16 protein-coding genes and 1 pseudogene are annotated in these 19,089 nt (G+C 53.3%); 8 read left to right on the forward strand and 9 right to left on the reverse strand.

Annotation, left to right across the window (positions count from 1 at the left end; all coding sequences use genetic code 11):
* Nucleotides 1–61: 61 nt before the first annotated feature.
* The 5 genes from mnmG to NSCA4_RS0101195 form a co-directional block, all read right to left on the reverse strand.
* A complete protein-coding gene (gene mnmG / locus NSCA4_RS0101175; RefSeq protein WP_016686452.1) occupies nucleotides 62–1,957 on the reverse strand; it encodes a tRNA uridine-5-carboxymethylaminomethyl(34) synthesis enzyme MnmG in 1,896 nt (631 codons plus the stop codon).
* Nucleotides 1,958–2,384: 427 nt separating this feature from the next.
* Nucleotides 2,385–3,104, reverse strand: a complete 720-nt coding sequence (gene pyrH, locus NSCA4_RS0101180) for a UMP kinase (protein ID WP_003741378.1) — start codon at nucleotides 3,102–3,104, stop codon at nucleotides 2,385–2,387.
* A gap of 413 nt (nucleotides 3,105–3,517) precedes the next feature.
* Nucleotides 3,518–4,372, reverse strand: coding sequence for a translation elongation factor Ts (tsf, locus tag NSCA4_RS0101185; RefSeq protein WP_016686453.1), 855 nt, complete (start codon nucleotides 4,370–4,372; stop codon nucleotides 3,518–3,520).
* Nucleotides 4,373–4,493: 121 nt separating this feature from the next.
* Nucleotides 4,494–5,222 carry a 30S ribosomal protein S2 gene (rpsB, locus tag NSCA4_RS0101190; RefSeq protein WP_002243114.1) on the reverse strand — a complete coding sequence of 243 codons (729 nt, stop codon included), beginning with the start codon at nucleotides 5,220–5,222 and terminating at the stop codon, nucleotides 4,494–4,496.
* Nucleotides 5,223–5,395: 173 nt separating this feature from the next.
* Nucleotides 5,396–5,638, reverse strand: a complete 243-nt coding sequence (locus NSCA4_RS0101195; protein WP_016686454.1) for a hypothetical protein — start codon at nucleotides 5,636–5,638, stop codon at nucleotides 5,396–5,398.
* A gap of 77 nt (nucleotides 5,639–5,715) precedes the next feature.
* On the opposite strand from NSCA4_RS0101195, the gene NSCA4_RS0101200 reads away from it, so the two are divergent.
* The 3 genes from NSCA4_RS0101200 (at nucleotide 5,716) to NSCA4_RS0101210 (ending at nucleotide 8,828) form a co-directional block, all read left to right on the forward strand.
* Nucleotides 5,716–6,306: a 5-formyltetrahydrofolate cyclo-ligase gene (locus NSCA4_RS0101200; protein WP_016686455.1), complete on the forward strand. Its 591-nt coding sequence runs from the start codon at nucleotides 5,716–5,718 to the stop codon at nucleotides 6,304–6,306.
* 83 nt (nucleotides 6,307–6,389) lie between these two features.
* Entirely contained in the window at nucleotides 6,390–6,977 is a 588-nt protein-coding gene (locus NSCA4_RS0101205; protein ID WP_016686456.1) for a GNAT family N-acetyltransferase, read from the forward strand.
* Between the two features lie 375 nt (nucleotides 6,978–7,352).
* Nucleotides 7,353–8,828 (forward strand): malate:quinone oxidoreductase, encoded by a 1,476-nt coding sequence (locus NSCA4_RS0101210; RefSeq protein WP_016686457.1) that lies wholly within the window; start codon nucleotides 7,353–7,355, stop codon nucleotides 8,826–8,828.
* Nucleotides 8,829–9,227: 399 nt separating this feature from the next.
* On the opposite strand, the gene amgK is transcribed toward NSCA4_RS0101210, so the two are convergent.
* Nucleotides 9,228–10,232: an N-acetylmuramate/N-acetylglucosamine kinase AmgK gene (gene amgK, locus NSCA4_RS0101215; RefSeq protein ID WP_016686458.1), complete on the reverse strand. Its 1,005-nt coding sequence runs from the start codon at nucleotides 10,230–10,232 to the stop codon at nucleotides 9,228–9,230.
* Nucleotides 10,233–10,301: 69 nt separating this feature from the next.
* Here amgK and NSCA4_RS0101220 point away from each other — a divergent pair, with 69 nt between their 5' ends.
* A complete protein-coding gene (locus tag NSCA4_RS0101220) occupies nucleotides 10,302–12,710 on the forward strand; it encodes an LPS-assembly protein LptD (protein ID WP_029609433.1) in 2,409 nt (802 codons plus the stop codon).
* Nucleotides 12,707–13,693 (forward strand): peptidylprolyl isomerase, encoded by a 987-nt coding sequence (locus NSCA4_RS0101225; protein ID WP_016686460.1) that lies wholly within the window; start codon nucleotides 12,707–12,709, stop codon nucleotides 13,691–13,693. The genes NSCA4_RS0101220 and NSCA4_RS0101225 overlap by 4 nt, the downstream gene beginning before the upstream one ends.
* Before the next feature lie 425 nt (nucleotides 13,694–14,118).
* On the opposite strand, the pseudogene NSCA4_RS14875 reads toward NSCA4_RS0101225, so the two are convergent.
* Both NSCA4_RS14875 and NSCA4_RS15400 read right to left on the reverse strand, forming a co-directional pair.
* A pseudogene (locus NSCA4_RS14875) lies at nucleotides 14,119–14,226 on the reverse strand (IS5/IS1182 family transposase); the annotation flags it as partial.
* 332 nt (nucleotides 14,227–14,558) lie between these two features.
* The gene (locus tag NSCA4_RS15400) at nucleotides 14,559–14,762 is read right to left on the reverse strand and encodes a hypothetical protein (RefSeq protein WP_176621460.1); all 204 of its coding nucleotides are present in this window, start codon (nucleotides 14,760–14,762) and stop codon (nucleotides 14,559–14,561) included.
* A gap of 238 nt (nucleotides 14,763–15,000) precedes the next feature.
* On the opposite strand from NSCA4_RS15400, the gene NSCA4_RS15900 reads away from it, so the two are divergent.
* From NSCA4_RS15900 to NSCA4_RS0101245, 3 genes are all read left to right on the forward strand, one after another.
* Nucleotides 15,001–15,231, forward strand: coding sequence for a phosphatase PAP2 family protein (locus NSCA4_RS15900; protein WP_255265255.1), 231 nt, complete (start codon nucleotides 15,001–15,003; stop codon nucleotides 15,229–15,231).
* 46 nt (nucleotides 15,232–15,277) lie between these two features.
* Nucleotides 15,278–16,228 (forward strand): YheT family hydrolase, encoded by a 951-nt coding sequence (locus NSCA4_RS0101240; RefSeq protein WP_016686463.1) that lies wholly within the window; start codon nucleotides 15,278–15,280, stop codon nucleotides 16,226–16,228.
* Nucleotides 16,229–16,309: 81 nt separating this feature from the next.
* Nucleotides 16,310–17,284: a S49 family peptidase gene (locus NSCA4_RS0101245; RefSeq protein WP_016686464.1), complete on the forward strand. Its 975-nt coding sequence runs from the start codon at nucleotides 16,310–16,312 to the stop codon at nucleotides 17,282–17,284.
* Nucleotides 17,285–17,829: 545 nt separating this feature from the next.
* Here NSCA4_RS0101245 and dnaJ read toward each other — a convergent pair.
* Nucleotides 17,830–18,966, reverse strand: a complete 1,137-nt coding sequence (gene dnaJ / locus NSCA4_RS0101250; RefSeq protein WP_016686465.1) for a molecular chaperone DnaJ — start codon at nucleotides 18,964–18,966, stop codon at nucleotides 17,830–17,832.
* Nucleotides 18,967–19,089 lie beyond the last annotated feature (123 nt).

Genomic DNA, 19,089 nt, shown 5'->3' on the forward strand with positions numbered 1-19,089 from the left:
TGAAACCTGATTCTTGGTTTTCAGACGACCTTTCCACATTTTGCACCATCGGCAGACAAGCCTACTTCGCCCCCTTAAACCCGCGCTTCAAATGCACCATCAGCAATGCCACAGCCGCAGGGGTTACGCCGGAAATGCGGCTGGCCTGCCCCACGGTTTCGGGTTTGTGCTGGTTGAGCTTTTGCTGCACTTCGGCGGATAAGCCTTTGACTTTACTGTAATCGATGTCGTCGGGCAGCTTTAAGGTTTCGATGTCGCGGCGGCTGTCGATTTCTTCGTTTTGGCGGTCGATATAGCCTTGGTATTTGACTTGGATTTCGACTTGTTCGATGACTTCGGCGGAGAGGTTTTCAGACGACCTTGCGCCTTCGAGCGTCATCAGTGCGGCGTAGTCGAGGTTCGGGCGGCGCAGGAGGTCGTGCAGGTTGGCTTCGCGGCTGAGTTTTTGTCCGAACACGCGGATTTGTTCGTCTTCGGCGAGTTTTTGCGGCGTGTACCACGTTGTTTTCAAACGCTGGATTTCGCGTTCGATGGCTTCGCGTTTTTCGTTGAACATGCGCCATTGCGCTTCACCCACCAAGCCGATTTTGTGGCCGTCTTCGGTCAGGCGCATGTCGGCGTTGTCTTCGCGCAGTTGCAGGCGGTATTCGGCGCGGCTGGTGAACATGCGGTAGGGTTCATTCACACCTTTGGTGATGAGGTCGTCCACCAATACGCCGAGGTAGGCTTGTTCGCGGCGCAGCAGGAGCGGGTCTTGTTCGCGGACGTATTGCACGGCGTTTGCGCCTGCGAGCAGGCCTTGTGCGGCGGCTTCTTCGTAGCCGGTCGTGCCGTTGATTTGTCCGGCGAAGAAGAGGCCTTGGATGGTTTTGGTTTCGAGGCTGGCTTTGAGGTTGCGCGGGTCGAAGTAGTCGTATTCGATGGCGTAGCCGGGGCGCAGGATATGGGCGTTTTCAAGGCCTTTCATGCTGCGCACGAGCGCGATTTGGATGTCGAACGGCAGGCTGGTGGAGATGCCGTTGGGGTAGTATTCGTTGGTGGTCAGGCCTTCGGGTTCGAGGAAAATCTGGTGGCTGTCTTTGTCGGCGAAGCGGTTGATTTTGTCTTCGATGGACGGACAATAGCGCGGGCCGACGCCTTCGATTTTGCCTGTGAACATGGGGCTGCGGTCAAAACCGCTGCGGATAATGTCGTGGGTTTGCAGGTTGGTATGCGTAATCCAGCAGGACACTTGGCGCGGGTGCATTTCGGCGTTGCCGCGCACGGAGAAGACGGGCACGGGCGTGTCGCCGGGCTGTTCGGTGAGTTGGGAGAAATCAATCGTGCGGCCGTCGATGCGCGGCGGCGTGCCGGTTTTCAGACGATCTTGCGGCAGGTTTAACTCGCGCAAACGTCCGCCGAGCGATTTGGCGGCGGGATCGCCGGCGCGGCCGCCTTCGTAGTTTTCCAAACCGATGTGGATTTTGCCGGACAAAAACGTGCCTGCGGTCAGCACGACGGCGCGGGCTTTAAATTCCACGCCCATCGCGGTGATTACGCCTGAAATGCGGTCGCCGTCGAGCGTTACATCGTCAACCGACTGCTGGAAGAGGTCGAGGTTTTCTTGGTTTTCCAGCATTTCGCGGATGGCGGCTTTATACAGGATGCGGTCCGCCTGTGCGCGCGTGGCACGCACCGCCGCGCCTTTGCTGGCGTTCAGGCGGCGGAACTGGATGCCGGATTTGTCGGTCGCCAACGCCATCGCGCCGCCGAGCGCGTCGAGTTCGCGTACTAAATGTCCTTTGCCGATGCCGCCGATGGAGGGGTTGCACGACATTTGTCCGAGCGTTTCGATGTTGTGTGTGAGCAAAAGCGTCTGCGCGCCCATGCGTGCGGCGGCAAGCGCGGCTTCCGTGCCTGCGTGGCCGCCGCCGACGACGATGACGTCGTAGGTTTTGGGGTAAATCATGTGGGTCATGTGTTTCAACGTGCCTAATGGTTTCAGACGACCTCTTTTCTCTGACGGAGGTCGTCTGAAAATATAATGAATTCAAAAATAAACGTGGAATTGTACGCTTTTTCGGGGGGATTTGACAGGTGGAAAGGGGCTTGCGGGTACGGGATGGGAAAAAGGTCGTCTGAAAATCCGGCTTCACCGAAATGAAAACGGATAAAACGGGTTTGACCAAATCTCAAATCCACAGTTTTTTAGAAGAATTTAGATGAATTTTGCAGGCCACGAATGCGTTACGTTGCCGCATGCAATCTTTGGATTTCCGACCATCCGTTACCATACATAGGGGAGAGGATATTGAGAAAAAAGAAGGTCGTCTGAAAACCAAGTTTCGGTTTTTCAGACGACCTTTTGCTTGATCAAATCACTTCAATGCATTGCCCGATGTAAATCAGCAATGAACCAGCGTGCCTTCGTCTTCGCCAGTAACGACGCGTTTGAGCGAGCCTTGTTTGGCGATGCCGAAGACGACGATGTTGAGTTTGCGTTCGCGGCAGAGGGCGAAGGCGGTCGCGTCCATGACTTTGAGGTTTTTGTTCAAGGCTTCGTCAAAGGTGATGGTTTCGTAGCGCGTGGCGGACGGGTCTTTTTTCGGGTCTGCGGTATAAACGCCGTCCACGTTGGTGGCTTTGAGCATGACGTCGCAGTTCATTTCGGCTCCGCGCAGGGCGGCGGCGGTGTCGGTGGTGAAGAAGGGGTTGCCCGTACCGGCGGCGAAGATGACGACTTTGCCTTCTTCAAGGTATTGGATGGCTTTGGGGCGGGCGTAGGTTTCGGCGATTTGCTGCATGGAAAGCGCGGATTGTACGCGCGCTTTGATGCCGAGGGTTTCGAAGGCATCTTTGAGGGCGAGTGCGTTCATGACGGTCGCCATCATGCCCATGTAGTCGGCGGTGGCGCGGTCCATGCTGCCTGCTTGGGCGGATACGCCGCGGAAGATGTTGCCGCCGCCGACGACGATGCCGACTTGTACGCCCATTTTGACGACTTCGGCAATTTCACCGACGGTTTGGACGATGGTGTCGTGGTTGATGCCGAAAGGGTCGGAACCCATCAGGGATTCGCCGGAGAGTTTCAGTAATACGCGTTTGTATTTGATTTGCTGTGTCATGGGATACCTTGCTTTCTTTAGGTGGATAGCGCCGATTATTCAGAGCGAACTGACCATTCGTTCCAAATGTTCAGTTCATCCTGTGGCGCTGCTTCAATTTGGGGAAAGGGCGTTTGATTTTTCAGACGACCTTTCGGGATGTTTGGCTGACAGGGTAACGCGTTTTCCGTGGGTATATGGGTTTGGATAAATTATTATGTATTGATGATGAAATATAGTGGATTAACTTTAAATCAGGACAAGGCGACGAAGCCGCAGACAGTACAGATAGTACGGCAAGGCGAGGCAACGCCGTACTGGTTTAAAGTTAATCCACTATATTTTCTTTTCGACAGTATTTTAAACAGTGTAGCTCTCAAAAAAAAGCACCCTGATTCGTTTGGAATCCAGGTGCTTTCTTTTTCATCTCTGCCTTACACTTTGGCGGCAGCGGCTACTTCTGCTGCGTAATCGACAGCTTTTTTCTCTATGCCGTCGCCTACTTTGTAACGTACGAAGCTAACAACTTCGGTGCCGTTTTCTTTAGCGAATTGGGCAACGGTTTGGTCAGGGTTCATTACGAATGCTTGACCGTTCAGGGTAATTTCAGCCAAGAATTTGCGGATACGGCCTTCGACCATTTTAGCGGCGATGTCGGCAGGTTTGCCGGAAGCGATAGCTTGTTCGGTGTAGATGTGGCGTTCTTTTTCGATGGTTTCGGCATCTACTTCGGCTTCGGTGACGCATTGCGGTTTGGCGGCAACGATGTGCATACCGATTTTACGCGCTACGTCTTCAGAGCCTTTGAACTCAACCAATACGCCTTCGGTAGCCAATGCACCGTGGATGTAGGCAACCAGTTGGTTGGCGGTGTCGATGACTTGGAAGCGGCGGACAGACATGTTCTCGCCCAATTTGGCGATGATGGCTTTGCGTTCGGTCTCAACCAGTTCGCTCAATTCTTCAACGGTAGCCGGTTTTTTCTCGGCAGCGGTTTTCGCAACGAAGTTGGCGAATTCTACGAAGCCTGCGTCTTTGGCAACGAAGTCGGTTTCGCAGTTTACTTCAACCAATGCGCCGACATTGCCGTTGATGGCGTAAGCCAATACGCCTTCGGCAGCGGTACGGCCAGCCAGTTTGCCGGCTTTCGCGCCGGATTTGATGCGCAGGATTTCTTCGGCTTTTTCGAAGTTGCCTTCGGCTTCAACCAAGGCTTTTTTGCATTCCATCATGCCCAGGCCGGTAGCGGCGCGCAGGTCGGCAACCATTTTTGCAGTAATTTCTGCCATTTTGAATCTCCTAGATTTTGGGGAAACACAGGGTATCCGTGTTTGGGAATGGGGTCGTCTGAAAAGGTTTCAGAACGGGATTTGAGAAAAGGGGCATAACGCCCCTCTTCGGTTTGCCGGATTACTCGGCAGCAGCTTCTTGGGCAGCGGCTACGGTTTCTTGCAGCGCTTGGTTTTTGCCTTCCAAAACTGCGTCGGCGATGCCGCGGCAGTACAGGCGGATGGCTTTGGCGGAGTCGTCGTTACCGGGGATAACGTATTTCACGCCGTCAGGGCTGTTGTTGGTATCGACTACGGCGATAACAGGGATGCCCAGTTTTTCAGCCTCTACCAAAGTACCTTTTTGGTAGCCGGTGTCGATAACAAAAATCGCGTCAGGCAGACCTTTCATGTTTTTGATACCGCCCAAAGAACGTTCCAGTTTTTCAACGTCGCGTTGCATTTCCAGAATTTCTTTTTTGTTGAAACCGCCTTCGGCAGCGTTTTCCAAAGCAGCGGTTTTTTCTTCCAGGCGTTTGATGGATTGCTTAACGGTTTTGTAGTTGGTCAGCATGCCGCCCAACCAACGGTAATCGACGAAAGGCATACCGGCGCGGGTAGCTTCTTCGCGGATGATTTCACGCGCTTGACGTTTGGTGCCGACAAACAGCACGGTGCCTTTGTTGGCAACCAGACGGCGTACGGCTTCTTGCGCTTCTTGGAACATCGGCAGGGTTTTTTCCAGGTTGACGATGTGGATTTTGTTGCGCGCACCGAAAATGTATTGTGCCATTTTCGGGTTCCAGAAACGGGTTTGGTGGCCGAAGTGAACGCCGGCTTCAATCATCTGACGCATAGTAATTTGAGACATTTTATTTCCTTGAAAGGGTTAAGAGCACACATTCAATCGCATAGAACTTGATAGGCTGCGCCTATTGTCAAGCACCCTTCGGCGAAAGTGGGCATAAGTTTTAAAAAATAGTGTGTTTCCGAAATGGAAAACTGACGGATTATAGCGGATAAGGGGTCGTCTGAAAAGGGATTTTATGCACTGCCGTCGTGTTTACCGCCTTCTTGTCCGGCTGCGCGGCGGTTTTGTTCGAATGCTTCTTTTTCCTGCTGCTTCATCAGGCGGTTGCGGCGGCGGATGGTGACGGTGAAAACGGTAAACGCGACGGGCAGGACCGCCCAAAAAACCAAATAAATCAAAGCGCGCACGATGCTGGGCTGGGCGGCGGAATACATGACGGCGACGAAGAGGTAGCCGATAAGGACGATATGCCACATGGCGGAATCCTGTTTTGATGTTAACGGAGCGTTTATAATCGCCGTATTCTACAACAACACTCAAAAGGTCGTCTGAAATGAGGAATGAGGAAAAACACGCCCTGCGCCGAGAATTGCGCCGCGCCCGCGCGCAGATGGGGCATCAAGGACGGTTGACGGCGGGGCAAACGGTTAACCGCCTGCTCAAGCGTTATATCAAGAAGGGGCGGAAGATCGGCGTGTATTGGCCGATGGGCAGCGAGCTGCGGCTGGACGGCTTTGTGCGTGCGGCGCAAAAACGCGGCGCCAAACTCTATCTGCCTTATATCGAACCGCATTCGCGGCGGATGTGGTTCACACCCTATCCTGCCGACGGGGCGAAACAAGAACGCAAACGCGGCAGGGCGAAGCTGCATGTACCGCAGTTTACGGGACGCAAAATCCGCGTACACGGTTTATCGATATTGCTTGTCCCGATTGTCGGCATGGACCGCGAAGGCTACCGCTTGGGGCAGGCTGGCGGCTATTACGACGCGACGCTCGCGGCGATGAAATACCGTTTACAGGCAAAAACCATAGGCGTAGGCTTCGATTGCCAACTGGTTGACACGCTGCCGCGCGAACCGCACGACCTGCCGCTGGACGGGTTTGTATCGGAGTCGGGCGTGCTGGTGTTCAAACATCATTGACCAATAGTTTTCAGACGACCCCCGTTTAAGACACTATAAAAGGTCGTCTGAAAACTCAAACCATCAAATACAAAGGAAACCCCATGACTGATTTCTCATCCGCTCCCGTTTTGTCCTTCGACCGCGTCCGTCTCGAACCTTTGACGGCGGCACACGAAGCCGGTTTGCGCGAAGCAGTTTGCGACGGCGAAGTTTGGAAGCTGAACGTAACCAGCGCGCCCGAACCCCACCAAGTGGCGGACTACATCCGCACCGCTACGCAAACCCGCCTCGCCTTTGCCGTCATCGACGAAGACACGGGCAAAATCGTCGGCTCGACTTCGCTTTACCACATCGACCCCGCCATCCCACGCCTCTACATCGGTTTCACATGGTACGCCCTGTCGGCACGGCGCACGCGCATCAATACCGCCTGCAAAATCATGTTGCTCGACTACGTTTTCGACACTTTAAACTGCCGCTGCGCCTGCTGGCAGACTGACAACCTCAACACCGCCTCCCAACGCGCCATCGAACGCTTGGGCGCACACCAAGACGGCGTCTTGCGCTGCCACAAGCTGCGCAAAGACGGCAGCGTGCGCGATACGGTGGAATACAGCCTGCTGCGCGAAGAATGGCCGCAGGCAAGGTCAAAACTGCTCGAAAAAGCGGCAGCTTATGACGCATCCTGAAAAAACGTTTTCTTCTTCATTTTTTCATCAAAACACGTCCATCTTGCTGACAATCTGAAGTCTTTAAGAAGTGAATGAAATCAGGCATAACCTCGCCAAACACCTGATAAATAAAGGTCGTCTGAATGTTTCAGACGACCTTTTCAAACCGCGTTTATGTAAATCCAAACAGAAAATCTTTGCAATTCTCAGAAAAATCCACTAAATTCTCAATAACATATTATGAACGGTTTAACATCGGTTCAAAACGTAAAACCCGCGCGCAATCTTCCACGCCAAAAACACCGCGCCAGCAGGTTTTACCGCCGAAACAGGCGTTCGTAATACAACGGATAATCATAAAGGCAGGATATGCCTGTTTCTAGGAGTACAACCATGGCTGAAGCAACAGATGTTGTCTTGGTGGGTGGAGGCATTATGAGCGCGACTTTGGGCGTTTTGCTCAAAGAACTCGAACCGTCTTGGGAAATCACCCTTATCGAACGCTTGGAAGACGTAGCGTTGGAATCGTCAAACGCTTGGAACAACGCCGGCACAGGGCATTCCGCGTTATGCGAACTCAATTACGCCCCGCTCGGCGCAGACGGCACCATCGACCCGACCCGCGCCCTCAATATTGCCGAACAATTCCACATCAGCCGCCAGTTCTGGTCATCGCTTGTCGAAGAAGGCAAAATCACCGACAACTCCTTCATCCATACCGTCCCGCATATGTCGCTGGTCATGAACACCGACCATTGCGACTACCTGCAAAAACGTTTCGACGCCTTCAAATCCCAAAAACTCTTCGAAAGGATGGAATTCTCCACCGACCGCGCCAAAATCGCCGAATGGGCGCCGCTGGTCATCAACGGCCGTAAAGAAGGACAACCCGTCGCCGCCAACTACTCCGCCGAAGGCACAGACGTCGATTTCGGCAGCCTGACCCGCCAAATGGTGCAATACCTGCGCGAAAAAGGCGTCAAAACCGAGTTCAACCGCCACGTCGACGACATCAAACGCGAATCCGACGGCGCATGGGTACTCAAAACCAGCGACACCCGCAACCCCGACGGACAGCTCACCCTCCGCACCCGCTTCCTCTTCCTCGGCGCAGGCGGCGGCGCACTGACCCTGCTGCAAAAATCTGGCATCCCCGAAGGCAAAGGCTACGGCGGCTTCCCCGTTTCCGGACTGTTCTTCCGCAACAGCAACCCCGAAACCGCCGCGCAGCACAACGCCAAAGTGTACGGACAAGCCTCCGTCGGCGCGCCTCCGATGTCTGTTCCACACCTCGACACCCGCAACGTCGACGGCAAACGCCACCTCATGTTCGGTCCTTATGCAGGTTTCCGCTCCAACTTCCTCAAACAAGGTTCGCTCATGGATTTACCCCTGTCCATCCACTTGGACAACCTCTACCCCATGCTGCGCGCCGGCTGGGCAAATATGCCCCTGACCAAATACCTCTTGGGCGAATTGCGCAAAACCAAAGAAGAACGCTTCGCCTCCCTGCTGGAATACTACCCCGAAGCAAACCCTGACGACTGGGAACTGATCACCGCAGGTCAACGCGTTCAAATCATCAAAAAAGACTCCGAAAAAGGCGGCGTCCTCCAATTCGGCACCGAAATCGTCGCCCACGCCGACGGCTCGCTCGCCGCACTCTTGGGCGCATCTCCCGGCGCATCAACCGCCGTACCTTTGATGATCAAGCTCATCCACCAATGCTTCCCAAGCCGCATTTCCTCATGGGAAGGTCGTCTGAAAGAACTTGTTCCCGGCTTCGGCATCAAGCTCAACGACAACCCGCAGCTTGCCGAAGAAATCATCAGCCACAACGCCAAAGTATTGGGTATTCATCATCAATGATGGGAAAGTAATGATGAAAACAGCGTATCCTTGAGATACGCTGTTTTTATGTGTCAATAGAATGGAAATGCCCATCGTTGGCAGTGCAGCATAAAACCAATAAAGTCAGCTATACATGGCAAACCTGAACAAAAAGGCCCAGCCGTCATTCCCGCGTAGGCAGGAATCCAGAAGTTTGAAATTGCAGTAATCTCTAAGTATTTCTGAAAACCGAAAACCTGGATTCCCGCCTGAGCGGGAATGACGATATTGATGTTTTGATTGTTGTCGAGCCAAGCTTAAATTGGCACAGTGGACAAACCCGAATTCACATATTATAAAGAGGTCGTCTGAAAACCCATTTCAGGATTTTCAGACGACCTCTTTCGTTATCAAGAGTGGCACAAAGCCATCTGCCTTTTAAAACGTAAACCCGGTTTCCAATTCATCATCGCCGACCAGTTCGACCAACAGCGCGTAAAGCGGTGCAAGCTCGGTGTAGCGGCGAGAGGTGCGGCGCAGGTAGTTGAGGAAGCGCGGGATTTCGGGGCGGTATTTGTCTTTGCCGTCTCGGTAGTACAGGCGGGCGAAGATGCCGGCGACTTTCAGATGGCGTTGTACGCCCATCCATTCAAACCAGCGGTAAAACTCGTCAAACGCTGCGGGTACGGGCAATCCTGCGGCGCGGGCTTTTTCCCAGTAACGGATGACCAAGTCCAAGACGAATTCTTCTTCCCATTCGATGAAAGCATCGCGCAGGAGGGAAACCAAGTCGTAGGAAATCGGGCCGTAGAGTGCGTCTTGGAAGTCGAGTACGCCTGGTCGGCCGGTTGTGAGCATGAGGTTGCGGACGATGAAGTCGCGGTGGACGTACACCTGCGGCTGGGCAAGCAGCGGCGGCAACAGGGTGTCTACGGTTTGCTGCCAAAGCTGGCGTTGTTTGAAGTTGAGTTCGCGTCCGAGTTCTCTGGCGACGAACCATTCGGGGAAAAGGTTGATTTCGCGCAGCATGATGTCGCGGTCGTACTCGGGCAATTCGCCCGCGCGGCTGGCTTTTTGCAGCTCGACCAGTTCGTCTATGGCTTCAAGCAGCAGGACTTTGTGTGCATCCGCGCTTTGTTCTTGCTGCATGGCGGTCAGGAAAGTGGTGCTGCCCAAGTCGTTGAGCACCATAAATCCTTGCGTTTCGTCCACATGCAATACTTGGGGAACGTTAAGCATATTGAAAAGTTTTTGCACTTTTAGGTAAGGAGCGACGCTCATTTTATCGGGCGGCGCGTCCATGCAGATGACGGTCTTGCCGTCGGCAAAAGTAGCGCGGAAGTAGCGTCGGAAGTCGGCATCGGCGGCGGCGAAGCTCAATTCGAAGTTTTGTTCGGGATAGACGGCGTGAAGCCAATTTTGTAATTCGGTTTGTCGTTGCATAGCGGTGTCGCGGATTTTCAGGTTAAAATAACCGCTATTCTAACTGGCAAACCGATTTAAGGGGCGATTTTGGCTCGTTTATTTTCACTCAAACCATTGGTTTTGGCGTTAAGCGTCGGCTTCGGCGCGGGAGGGGCATATGCGCAAAATGCATCTTTGCCGCAACCTGCCGATTACGAGCCGGTAAAGACCACCCCGCCTGCGGTTCAAAGCGTGGAGAACCATCGTCCGGCCGATCAGGACAAATTGTCCTTGGGCGATACCTGCCTGTTTTGCCAGCATCAGGCTTCCGAAGCAAACAAGCAGCCTGAAATCAAACGCAGCGGCGAAGAAGCCCTGCCGCAGGATTACACCCGCGTGATTGCGGATAGGGTTGCCGGACAATCTAAAGTCGCCGTCCGCGCCGAAGGCGATGTCATCATCGAACGTAACCAGGAAGTGTTGAACGCCGATTGGGCGGATTACGACCAAATCAGCGATACCGTCAGGGCGGGCGACCGCTTTAAGCTGCATCAAGACGGTTCGACCGTCAGCGGCGATACTTTGGTGTACAACCTGAAAGACAATACCGGCTCGAGCGAATATGTCCGCGTTGATACCGAAAAAGATGGCCGCCGCCTCCAAAGCGTCAGTGAAAAGGCGGAAATGAAAGGCAAAGGGCTGTACAAGCTCATCAACACCAAATTCAATACCTGCTCGCCCGGCGATGCGAGTTGGTACATCAAAGCGAAAAGCATCGAAACCGATCAGGAAACGGGCATAGGCGTGGCAAAAGACGCGTCGCTGGTGTTCGGCGGCGTTCCCGTGCTTTATACGCCTTGGGCGGATTTCCCGCTCAACGGCCATCGCAAGAGCGGTCTGTTGGTTCCGACGCTGGCAACCGGTTCGGACGGTTTGGAACTCGCCCTTCCCTATTATTTCAACCTCGCCCCCAACTTGGACGCCACCTTCCGCCCCGGCATCATCAGCTCGCGCGGCGTGCAGCTTGGCGGACAGATTCGCTATCTCGAGCCGAAATTTAACGGCGTCATTGACGGCGATTGGATGCCGCACGATAAAAAACGAAAAGAAAACAACCGCTATCAAATCAAGTTTGACCACAACCACCAACTGACCGACAAACTCAGCGGCGGCATCAGCTTCAATCAGGTTTCAGACGACAATTACTACCGCGACTTCTACGGACGCGAGGACATTGCCAGCAACGTCAACCTCAACCGCCAACTGTGGCTGAACTACGGCGACAATATCTGGGGCGGCTCTTTTGACGGTGCGCTGAACGTACAGAAATACCAAACCCTTGCCAACCAAAACGGTTACAAAGACGAACCCTACGCCATCATGCCGCGCCTGACCGGACGTTGGCAGAAAACCATGGGCAAGGCGAATATCAACGTATTCAGCCAGTTCACCCGTTTCGTACACGACAGCAAACAAGACGGCAGCCGTACCGTGCTGTATCCCAGCGTCCGTTGGGATTTCAACAACCAATGGGGCTATATCCGTCCGAAGATCGGCGTACACGCGACTTATTACGACTTAGGCTCGTTCGGCAACCAATCCGGCCGCCGCGTCAGCCGCGTATTGCCGATATTCAACGTCGATACCGGCATGACCTTCGAGCGCAACGCCAATTTGTTCGGCAACGCCTATCTGCAAACCCTCGAACCGCGCCTGTTCTACAACTACATCCCGACCAAGTCCCAAAACGACTTACCCAATTTCGACACCTCGGAAAACAGCTTCTCTTACAACCAGCTTTTCCGTGAGAACTTATACGTCGGCAACGACCGTATCAACTCCGCCAACAGCCTGACCGCCGCCGCGCAAACCCGCTTCCTCGACCCGAACAACGGCACCGAGCTGTTCCGCGCCGGTATCGGACAGAAGTTTTATTTCAAAAACGACAACGTATTGCTGGACGGCAGCGTCGGCCGTTACGAACGCAGCCAATCCGACTGGGTCGGCTTTGCGCACAGCAAACTGAGCAACAGCATCCACGCCGGATTCGACATCCACTACAACCAAAACGAAAGCCGCGCCGAAAGCTACGCCGCGACCATCCGCTACAATCCCGAGCCGGGCAAAGTATTGAGCGCGCGTTACAAATACGGGCGCAACGAACGCATTTACCTGCAATCCGACGGCAACTATTTCTACGACAAAATCCGCCAAGTCGATTTGGCGGCGCAATGGCCTATCCGTAAAAACCTTTACGCCGTTGCACGTTACAACTACGAAATCCAAGCCAAGAAACCGCTCGAAATGCTGGTGGGGGCTGAATATAAAAGCAACTGCGGCTGCTGGAGCGCAAGCCTCGTCGGACAACGTTACGTGACCGGCGAAAACAGCCGCAAAAATGCCGTTTTCTTCAATCTCCAACTCAAAGACCTGAGCAATCTCGGCAACAACCCATTTGAAAAACTGCGCTTGGCCATTCCCGGCTACAGCAAAACCAACGAGGTAGTTACCCCATGAACGTCAAACCCCTGATTCTTGCCGCCGCACTCGGTCTGGCATTGAACGCACACGCAGCCCCTAAGGCCAAAACAGTAAAAAAATCCGTCAAACCCGTCGCTGTTCAGACGACCGGTACCGAAACCCGTTCTGACGGCGTACGTCTGAGCGACGGCATTGCCGCCATCGCCGACAACGAAGTGATTACCCGCCGCCAACTGGCGCAGGCAGTCGAACGGGCGCGCCGAGCCATCCCTAAAGGCACACAGATCGGCGATAACGAATTGCGCGAACAAGTTCTGGCGCAACTCATCAACCAATCCCTGATTGTCCAAGCGGGCAAACGCAAGAATATTCAGGCGGAAAATGCGGAAATCGAGGCGGTCATTGCCGCGAATCCTTCACTGAAAACTCCGTCTGCCTCTATCCGCCGTGAAATTGCGGACAGCATTATCGCGGAAAAAGTGCGCCAACAGGCAGTCATGCAGCACAGCCGCGTCAGCGATGCCGAAGTTGCACGCGCCATCGAACAGGCGAAACAGCAAGGCATCGCCCTGCCCGAAGGCGAGCCGCTGCGTCAATACAATGCGCAACACATTCTGATTAAGGCCGACAACGAAAACGCTGCGGCCGGCGCGGAAAGCACCATCCGCAAAATCTACGCACAAGCCCGCAGCGGCGCAGACTTCGCCGGTTTGGCGCGCCAATATTCGCAAGACGGTAGCGCGAGCAGCGGCGGTAATTTGGGCTGGTTCGCCGACGGCATGATGGTTGCGCCGTTTGAAGAAGCTGTCCACAAACTCAAACCCGGCCAAGTCAGCCCGCCCGTACGCACGCAATTTGGCTGGCACATCATCAAGCTGAACGACGTCCGTGAGGCCGGTACGCCCGAAGAGCGCCAACACAATACCGTACGTCAATATCTGTCGCGCAAAAAAGCCGAACAGGCGGAAATCAACCTGCTGCGCGAACTGCACGAAGGCGCGCACATCGACATACGCTAAAGCGGATGCAGACGTCGTCTGAAAGTTTTTCAGACGACGTTTTGTTTTGCAGCAAGCGGCATCCATCCGAAATCAAGCCGATTTTCAACATAGCGGATGAAAATTTAAAAAACCCGTTTCGTCGTTGCCGCCGCATCCAATCAAATATGAATGATGGTTGCCGATTAAAAAGGTCGTCTGAAACCTCGAAATTCAGATTTTCAGACGACATTGCCCTGAATCTATTCATTTTTCCGGAGTAGGCGACTGCTTGAATATGAGCCTTCCCAGAATCAATGTATTATTTTCACTCAACCGTTTTCTTTAGCAGGCAAGGGGAGGGAAACCGTAGTGCGGGTTCCGTCTGCGAAAAGGATAGGGCATTATCATTTCGGAGGGCGGGTGGCAGGTATAGGTTCGCTTTATTTCAAACAAACGTTAAATTAATATAGTGGATTAAATTTAAACCAGTACGGTGTTGCCTCGCCTTGCCGTACTATTTGTACTGTCTGCGGCTTCGTCGCCTTGTCCTGATTTAAATTTAATCCACTATAAAAAAGGTCGTCTGAAAAACATTTTGTTTTTCAGACGACCTTTTACGGGACGGCATACGGACGGATTACCAATCCGATCCGCTTGCCCACAGTATGCCGATGGCGGCGACGGATGCCAGGCCGACAGCCACAATCGCCTCTAAAAACAATACTGACACAGACATAATAACCTCCGAATGTTGAATAAAATTATTATCGGAACCATCCGCCTGCCCTGACGGGAAACGATACGGATGCCGTTTGGTTTGTATGGTCAGAATAACACTCTCTCGCGGTATCTTTATTCGGTTTACCTGATTTTCCAGAGAAAAAAAAGCAATAATTGTCAAAAATTAATGCCAAAGACTATCAGTTCGTCTTTCTTGATTGCGAACGCGGCTTGTTTGTCGGATATTTGATTCAAACTTAATTTTTTTCTCTGATCTATGCTTAATTTTTTTCTTTTTCCCGCCGTTTTGTACAAACTGACACTGTGGCATTTTTGTCTCTTTCTGTTTATATCGGCGTCCGTCTGGAAAATAGCGGGAGTTTTGCATTCGAACGTCCGTTGATGTTTGTCATTTACGGACAGACGGGACAATGGTTTTTTTCCGATTGCGCTGTTGCTTCATTATCTGGGTAAAACCGCCGTCGCCGTACCGCTGGCCTGTTTGGCGGCGAGGTGCCTGTAGCGGTTTGGCAAACTGCGGGCAGCGGTATTCGTGCCTTTGGCGGCATTGTTGCCGACTTGGAATATGCTTTGTATAAAGGCAATGGATACAGCGTCCGCCCCCGTTGCTTTGGTCTCGTGCCGTCGAAGAAGTCAATTTTTCGTTTCCGAGCGGGCATAGTACATTTTCCGCCGCAGTCGCAGTGATGCTGATTCTATTGTGTTATCGGACTGCATACCGCCGTACCGCTTTTGCCGTCGGCATCTTGTTTGCCTTGTTGACGGGGTTTTCACGGGTTTATTTAGGCGTACATTATCCGACGGATGTTCGGGCGGGATGGATCGATAGGCGCTGACAGCGTTGTTAGTTTATTATGTTGCTTTCAGGAAGGATTTCAAATAATGGAAACCTTATGTCCCAATACGCCCTTATGGCTGCGCAACGGTCATGCGGACACAATATTTGCCAAATTCATTCAACGCCCCGCACCTGCCTACCGCCGCGAGCTGTTGGGGGACAGTACGGGACGCACTTTGGTTGCCTGTGATTTTGTCGATGCCGCCGATCCCGATGCGCCTTTGGTGGTTTTGTTTCACGGATTGGAGGGCAGCAGCCTCAGCCATTACGCCGTCGAATTGATGCGCGCGGTCATTGAAAAAGGCTGGAACGGCGTGGTGGTTCATTTCCGCAGTTGCGGCAGCGTGGAGAATACCGCGCCTGTGTTTTATCATTTGGGCGATACGCGGGAAATCAGCTTTATGCTGGAAATGCTGTCTGAACGCTACCGCAGGATTTATGCTGCGGGCGTGTCTTTGGGCGGCAATGCGCTGGCAAAATATTTGGGCGAATACGGCAGTCTGGGCATGGCTGCCGTACCTTACGCCGCTGCCGCCGTCTCTGCTCCGGTGGATGCGGCAGCGGCAGGCACGCGCTTTGATAAGGGAATGTCAAAACTGCTCTACACCCGCTATTTTTTAAAATCTTTATTACCCAAAGCCGCCGCAACAGGTTTTCAGACGACCTCGTTGAAAGAATGCAAAACGCTGGGGGATTTTGACGACAGGTTTACCGCGCCGCTGCACGGTTTCGCCGACCGGCATGATTATTACCGCCGCGCTTCGTGCAAGCCTTGGCTGAAAACCGTGCGTACGCCGCTTTTGCTGCTCAACGCCATCAACGACCCGTTTCTGCCGCCGAAAGCCTTGCCGACGGGAGAAGAGGTTTCTTCCGCCGTTACGCTGCTGCAACCCCAATACGGCGGACACGCCGCGTTCGTCAGCCGCGACGAGGGTCGTCTGAACCTGCAATGGCTGCCGCAAACCCTGTTAGCGTATTTTGAGGCATTCGAGTAAACGGAAGGTTTTTCAGCCGGAAGTTTCGTTATAAAATGCCCTAAACCTGATTTAGGATTTATTTAGAAACAAAGGAAAATTATGCAAGAAACCAACGGATACCCCGATAAACGTCCGGACAGCCCGGAAGGCCGCTGGGAACGGGACGTGTTGCGCGACGTACTGCTTGCCGCTTATAAAGAGCAGCGGCGCGCCCGTTTTTGGCGCAACTTCTGGCGGGTCATCGGCGTCCTGCTGTTTGCCGCGCTATGGTTCGGTTCGGACGACGGCACTGCCGGACAAGGCCTGTCAGCAGGCAAAGAACATACGGCAGTCATCACATTGGAAGGCGAAATCGGCGGCCGCATGGACGACCAGGTCAAAATGCTGCGCGACAGCATGGAGGCGGCTTACAGCAATCCGAATGCAAAAGGCATCGTCATCCGCGCCAACAGCCCCGGCGGTTCGCCCGTTGTCTCCAATACCGCTTTTAACGAGATACGTCGTCTGAAAGGCGAACATAAAGACATCCCCGTCTATGTCGTCGCCGAAGATATGTGCGCCTCCGGCTGCTACTACATCGCTGCCGCCGCGGACAAAATCTACGCCGACCCCTCCAGCATTGTCGGCAGTATCGGCGTGATCGGCGGCGGTTTCGACGTAACCGGCCTGATGGAGAAGCTGGGTATCAAACGTCGTCTGAAAACCGCAGGCAGCAACAAAGGCATGGGCGATCCGTTTACCCCCGAAACGCCCGAACAGGCGAAAATCTGGGAAACCATGCTGTCAGACACCCATCAAGAATTCATCAAAGCCGTCAAGCTCGGACGCGGTGAAAAATTGAAAGACAAAGAATACCCCGACGTATTCAGCGGCCGCGTCTATACCGGCCTTGAAGCCAAAAAAGTCGGACTGATTGATGACTTCGGCAACGTGTACAGCATCGCCCGCGATGTCGTCAAAGCCCCCGAACTGGTCAGCTACACGCCCGAAGATGATTTCAGAAAACTTCTGAGCCGCCGCTTTGGCGCGCAAGTCAAAGCTGAAGTGGAAAAAACATTGTCGAAAATGTGGTAAGTCAATACAAACAAAACGTCGTCTGAAAAGTTTTCAGACGACGTTTTGTTTTGGGGGATATTGATTCTGCGGAAAATGAAGAGAGGAATATCGTAATAGCGGTAAGTGGGTATTTATATCCATTTAGAACCGAATGATTTCCTTCATTCGTAGCGTAGGCTTTGCCTACGGAAAAGCTGCCCGAATATCGCGTAGCAGATCAATTTCAAACCGATAACATACTGCATCGTCGTAGTCAAAGAACCATTCCCGAGGTAGCTATGCATCAAGTGTATCGGTTGCAAACTATCCGTTATATAGTGGATTAAATTTAAATAAGGACAAGGCGACGAAGCCGCAGACAGTACAGACAGTACGGAACCGATTCACTTGGTGCTTCAGCACCTTAGAGAATCGTTCTCTTTGAGCTAAGGCGAGGCAACGCCGTACTGGTTTAAAGTTAATCCACTATATCTGCGGCTTTCTTTTAAACAGGTTGAAGAAAGGTCGTCTGAAAGCCGACGATATCAGCTTTCAGACGACCTTTTACTGTTTTCAAACCCGAATCAGTCAAACAGTTCGCCGACTTTGTCCCAGAACGATTTTTTGCGCGGTGTTTGGCTGCGGTCGAGGCCGGTGGAGATTTTTTCGAACTCTTCCAGCAACTCTTTCTGGCGGTCGGTCAGGTTGACCGGCGTTTCCACCACAACGTGGCAGTACAAATCGCCCGTCGCGCTGGAACGCAGGGATTTGATGCCTTTGCCTTTGACGCGCATACGGCGGCCGGTTTGCGTTTCTTTCGGAATGTTCAGTTTGACTTTGCCGTCCAAGGTCGGAACTTCGACTTCGCCCCCCAAGGCTGCGACGGCGAAACTGATGGGCAGCTCGCAATGTAAATCCAAGCCGTTGCGCTCGAAGATTTTGTGTTCTTTGACGCGGACGTTGACGTACAAATCGCCTGCGGGCGCGCCGTGCGTACCCGGTTCGCCTTCGCCGCTCAAGCGGATGCGTTGACCGTCGTCGATGCCGGCGGGAATGTTGACCTCAACGGTTTTGCTGGTTTTGGTGCGGCCTTCGCCACGACATTTGACACACGGGTCTTTGATTTCCTTGCCTGTACCGTGGCAGGTCGGACAAGTCTGCTGCATTTGGAAAATAGCTTGGCGGACGTGTACCGTGCCGGAACCGTGACAGGTCGAACAAGTTGATGCGGACGTACCGGGTTTTGCACCGCTGCCGTGGCAGACATCGCATTCTTCGTAAGTCGGGATGTTGATGCGTTTTTTGATGCCTTTGGCGGCATCTTCCAACGTGATTTCCACGCCGACCTGCAAATCCGCGCCTTGATAGTTTTGCTGACGGCCGCTGCCCCCGCCTCCGCCGAACATTTGGCTGAAGATGTCGGAAAAGTCGAAGCCCTGCGCGCCGCCGAACCCGCCAAAACCGCCGAATCCGCCCGCGCCGCCGCCCATGCCCTGCTCAAACGCGGCATGGCCGTATTGGTCGTACATGGCGCGTTTTTCTTTGTCGGACAAGGTGTCGTAGGCTTTTTGAACTTCTTTAAATTTTTCTTCCGCTTCTTTGTCGCCGGGATTGCGGTCGGGATGGTATTTCATCGCCAGCTTGCGGTAGGCTTTTTTGATTTCGTCGTCGCTCGCACCGCGCGCCACGCCGAGTGTTGCATAAAAATCTTGGTTGCTCATGATAGTGATGGTTGCTGATATGTGTAAAAACTAGACCGGATATATGGGTGGGGTGGGGAAAACTCAAGTGTCTGAATGTGAGGTCGTCTGAAAAATACCGTTCTGTTTTCAGACGACCTTTGT

The organism is Neisseria sicca 4320, assembly GCF_000193735.1.
In the GTDB taxonomy this organism is placed as follows: domain Bacteria; phylum Pseudomonadota; class Gammaproteobacteria; order Burkholderiales; family Neisseriaceae; genus Neisseria; species Neisseria sicca_E.